Here is a 4,509-nt window from a genome sequence, read left to right as displayed (position 1 = left end):
ATATATATATATATATATATATATATATATATATATATATATATATATATATATATATATATATATATATATATATATATATATATATATATATATATATATATATATATATAGGGCCCTTCCGTACGCGTGCGCGCGCTGCGTCAGTTGTGGCCGAAGCGCTTCTGCTTGCTCTTGTGGGCCATGTCCAGCGGGCTCGGCGACTGCGAGGTGCGCTCTTCCGGCGAGGCCTCGGCCGAACTGCGCTCCTGGCCGCCCGAACGGGGCTGCTGCTTGGCGGGCTGCTTCTGATTCTTGTTCTTGGCCATGGAATGCCTCCGTGGGGGGTGTAGGGGCCAGGGCCGCCTTCACACTCACACACCCCCACAAAGCCCGCATTTTGGATCATTGGCATGCGCGGCGGGGGTCGCTTTCGAGGCCCCCTGAGAGATACGCCACGCCGATGATCGAGTTCCGGCCGTCAACACCCTTGCGGTCGGGCAGACTCGGGGAAAACCTGTCGAGGACCCCCACGGAAGAGGGTGGAACGCGTGGACCGCTGCGTCGTCCTGGTGGACGCCGGATACCTGCTGGGGGCCGCCGCGAGCCTGCTCGCCGGGGAACCCTCCCGCTCCCGCATCACCGTCGACCACTCCGCCCTCATCCAGGGACTGCGCGAACGCGCCGAAGCCGACACCCAGCAGCCCCTCCTGCGGATCTACTGGTTCGACGGCGCCCCCGACCGGGTCCCCCAGCCCGAACACCGCAGGCTCCGCGTCATGCCCCGAGTCACCGTCCGGCTCGGCGCCCTGACCCGGAGCGACGGCCGCTGGGCACAGAAGGGCGTCGACGCCGCCATGCACGCCGAACTCACCGAACTCGCCCGCAACCGGGCCTGCTCCGACGTGGTCCTCGTCACCGGCGACGGCGACCTCCTGCCCGGCCTGATGTCCGCCAAGGAACACGGCGTCGCCGTCCACCTCTGGGCCGTCCAGGCCGCCGACGGCGACTACAACCAGTCCGAGGACCTCGTCGCCGAGGCCGACGAACGCCGCGTGCTCGACCGCACCTGGATCACCCGAGCCGTCCGCGCCCGCGACCTCGCCGGACTCTGCCCCCCGCCGCCCGCCCCCCGCCCCGAGATCGCCGCGATCCTCTCCGCACCCCTGCCCGAGGCGGCCCTCGCCGAGGCCGCCCGCAACAACGCCCCCGCCACCCCCGAACCCCGCCCGAACGGAGCACCCGTACCGGCGCCCGCCGGCGAGGGCGCCAAACCCGTACCCACCCCCAAGGACCTCGCCGCGCTCCGCGCCCCCGCCCCGGTCCCCGCCGCGGCGCCGGCCGCCCAATCCGCCGCCGGCCCGGCCGGCAGCGCCCTGCGCTGGTCCTCCGACAAGGGCTGGATCGACCGCGCCGGCCCGCTCGGCGAACCCGCCGAGACCGCCTCGCTCCCCACGCTCGCCCAGCTCACCAGCGCCGAACAGCGCTGGGCCGACCGCGAGGAGGACATCACCACCGTCGGCGGCGACCCCTTCGAGGTCGGCCAGGTCTTCGCACGACGCTGGATGGAACGTCTCCCGGAAGCCGCCCACCTGCAGAAACTCGCCACCATGTACCCCCGCGTCCCCCACCGCATCGACGGGGAGCTGCTGCGCTACGCCGCCCGGTTCGGGCTCCTCGCCCACAAGGACGACCAGATCGACGAGCACGACCGCTACGCCATCCGCGCCGGGTTCTGGAGGGAGATCGACGTGCGCGCCGCGGCCGAGCACGTCGGCGGGCCGGCGGGCGCCGTACCCCGGGCCCCGATGACCCCGGCGGCCGAGTAGGGCCGGAAGCCGCGTAGGCTGCTCCCTCGTGAGCACGGGCACAGCACAGGCAGGAACGACCACGGCGGCGGCCGCCGGAGCCGCTTCGGACGTGGTCTGCGCGGTGCGTGACCTGGTCAAGACGTACCCCGCCGTACGCGGCCGGCGCGGGGCCCCCGCCCTGCCCGAGACCCGCGCCAACGACGGGATCTCCCTGGAGGTCCGGCGCGGCGAGGTCTTCGGCCTGCTCGGCCCCAACGGCGCCGGCAAGTCCACCCTGGTCCGCCAGCTCACCGGCCTGATGCGCCCCGACGCGGGCAGCGTCACCCTCCTCGGCCACGACGTCGTGCGCCACCCCGAGCGGGCCTCCCGGCTGCTGGCCTACCTCGGCCAGGAGTCCACCGCCCTCGACGAGCTCACCGTCGCGCTGGCCGCCGAGACCACCGGCCGGCTGCGCGGGCTCGGCGCGCGCGAGGCCCGGGCCGCACGGGACGGCGTACTGGAGGAGCTCGGGCTCACCGGGATCGCCGGGCGCCCCCTCAAGAAGCTCTCCGGCGGACAGCGCCGGCTGGCCTGCTTCGCCGCCGCGCTGGTGGGGGAGCGGCCCGTCCTCGTCCTCGACGAGCCCACCACCGGCATGGACCCGGTGGCCCGGCGCGCCGTCTGGGAGGCCGTGGACCGCCGCCGCCTGAGCCACGGCGCCACCGTCCTGCTCGTCACCCACAACGTCATCGAGGCCGAGACCGTCCTCGACCGGGTCGCCGTCGTCGACCAGGGCAAGGTCATCGCCTGCGACACCCCCGCCGGCCTCAAGGCCCGGGTCTCCGACGAGGTCCGCCTGGAGCTGGTCTGGCGCACCGCCCCGCCGCTCGACGTGCCCGAGGTCGCCGCCCTCGCCCCGAAGGCCGCCGAGTCCGGCCGCCGCTGGGTGCTGCGGCTGCCGCCGGACGAGGCCCGCGCGGCCGTCGCCGCCGTCACCGGAGGCCCGGCCTTCGCCGCCCTCGACGATTTCACGTTGGCCACGCCGAGCCTGGAGGACGTGTACCTCGCGCTGGGCGGCCGGATGAAGGGTCTGGTCAAGTCGTGACCACCGCTGCCACCGCTGCCACTGCGGCCACCGTTGCCGTCCCCGTCGGCGTCCTGGCTCCGAAGGCGCGGCTGCTCCCCGCCCTCGCCGCCGTCTACCGGGCCCAGCTGTCCCGGGCGCGGGTCGCCCGGATACCGCTGCTGTTCGTCGCCACCTTCCAGTCCGTCGGCATCATGATCCTGATGCGGGGCGTCGTCGACGGGGGCGGCGGCTCCGAGGCCCGCGCCGTCGTCGCCGGCTCCTCCGTCCTCGTCGTCGCCTTCGTGGCGCTGAACCTCCTCGCGCAGTACTTCGGCCAGCTGCGGGCCGGCGGCGGCCTCGACCACTACGCCACCCTGCCCGTGCCGCCCGCCTCCGTGGTGCTCGGCGCGGCCGCCGCGTACGCCTCCTTCACCCTGCCCGGGACGCTGGTCACGGCCGTGTTCGGCTGCGTGCTGTTCGGCCTGCCGATGGGCGGCCTGTGGATCCTGGCCGCCGTCGTCCCCCTCGCCGGGGCCGCGCTCGCCGGACTCGGCGCCGCGCTGGGGCTGCTCGCGCCGCGCCAGGAGCTGGCCACGCTGGCCGGGCAGCTGGGCATGTCGGCGGCGCTGCTGCTGGGCGTGCTCCCGGCCGAGCGGATGCCGGACGTCATCGTGTGGGCGCGGGACCTGCTGCCGTCCACGTACGGGGTCGAGGCCTTCGCGGAGACCTTCGCCCCGCACCCCGACTGGACGGCCGTGTCCTCCTGGGACCTCGGCGTTCTTGCGCCGGCCGTCTGGGGGTGTCTGTCCCTGGCCCTTCGCCACCTGGGGCTGTAACCGGGCGGGCCGCGGTCCCGTTGACACCGAGTCCGCCAGACACCACACACGCGGCCCCGCACCTTCGCACGAATGTGGGGTGACCGAAGCCGTGAACTCACAGCAGCAGCCGAACCTGCCCCCGCTCCCCGAGCCGGAGCCCCCGTCACCCCGGCGGACATCCGCGACGCGGCCGCCGTCACCCTGGCGGTGGGCGTCTGCGGGGTGCTCCTCGGGCTGCTGTGGACGTGGGCTCGCGCCGCGCGTCCAGTACGTCTCCAACGGTGAGGCCGTCTTCCTGCGCGACACCGAGAGCGAGGCGCGGATCGGCGCCGACGGCACGTTCTTCCTGCTGGCCCTGGGGCTGGGCTTGCTCACCGCGGTCGCCGTGTTCCTGTGGCGCCGGCGCGGGGGCGTGTCGCTGGTGATCGGGCTGGCCGTCGGGGCCTGCTTCGCCTCCCTGGTGGGGTGGCGGCTCGGGCTCTGGCTGAGCCCCGGCGGGGACGTCCCGGCCGCCGCCGCCAAGGCGGGCAAGGGCGTGCCGTTCGACGCGCCGCTGCAGCTGCTGGCGTACGGGGTGCTGCTGGTGTGGCCGATGGCCGCCGTCGCCGCCCACCTGGCCCTGACGGCCCTGTGGGGCCCCCGCGATGCCGGCCCGGAGGCCGACTGGCCGCTGGAGGGCACCTACCCCCCGCCGCACGTGCACGCCGCCCCGGAGCCCCCGCAGCCCTGACCCCTGGCCGGGGTGCGCGTATGCCGCTGCGCGGGCTGCTCCCCGCCCCGCCCTTCGCCCGTTCCCCGGGGCTCCGCCCCGGACCCCCTGGGGGCTCCGCCCCGACCCCCGCGCCTCAAACGCCGG

General features: G+C 73.5%; 5 protein-coding genes. 4 read left to right on the top strand and 1 reads right to left on the bottom strand.

The annotated features are described in order from the left end of the window. Positions 1-143: 143 nt before the first annotated feature. Positions 144-308: a hypothetical protein gene (locus SSNG_RS41980; protein WP_007263587.1), complete on the bottom strand. Its 165-nt coding sequence runs from the start codon at positions 306-308 to the stop codon at positions 144-146. A gap of 213 nt (positions 309-521) precedes the next feature. On the opposite strand from SSNG_RS41980, the gene SSNG_RS09420 reads away from it, so the two are divergent. From SSNG_RS09420 to SSNG_RS09405, 4 genes are all read left to right on the top strand, one after another. Continuing rightward, positions 522-1,808: an NYN domain-containing protein gene (locus SSNG_RS09420; protein WP_050779584.1), complete on the top strand. Its 1,287-nt coding sequence runs from the start codon at positions 522-524 to the stop codon at positions 1,806-1,808. Positions 1,809-1,911: 103 nt separating this feature from the next. Next, positions 1,912-2,874 carry an ABC transporter ATP-binding protein gene (locus SSNG_RS09415; protein ID WP_042803185.1) on the top strand — a complete coding sequence of 321 codons (963 nt, stop codon included), beginning with the start codon at positions 1,912-1,914 and terminating at the stop codon, positions 2,872-2,874. Continuing rightward, the gene (locus SSNG_RS09410; protein ID WP_050779583.1) at positions 2,871-3,671 is read left to right on the top strand and encodes an ABC transporter permease; all 801 of its coding nucleotides are present in this window, start codon (positions 2,871-2,873) and stop codon (positions 3,669-3,671) included. Before SSNG_RS09415 ends, SSNG_RS09410 begins: the two co-directional genes overlap by 4 nt. Positions 3,672-3,750: 79 nt before the next feature. Then, the gene (locus SSNG_RS09405; RefSeq protein WP_007263583.1) at positions 3,751-4,383 is read left to right on the top strand and encodes a hypothetical protein; all 633 of its coding nucleotides are present in this window, start codon (positions 3,751-3,753) and stop codon (positions 4,381-4,383) included. Positions 4,384-4,509 lie beyond the last annotated feature (126 nt).

Source organism: Streptomyces sp. C (assembly GCF_000158895.1).
GTDB lineage: Bacteria > Actinomycetota > Actinomycetes > Streptomycetales > Streptomycetaceae > Streptomyces > Streptomyces racemochromogenes.
Note: the sequence above shows the minus strand (reverse complement) of the source record. Positions and strands in the feature narration are given on the sequence as shown.

Bases quoted from the DNA above. Each gene is read 5' to 3' on its own strand.
- SSNG_RS41980 (WP_007263587.1), bottom strand. From the start codon at position 308: ATGGCCAAGAACAAGAATCAGAAGCAGCCCGCCAAGCAGCAGCCCCGT.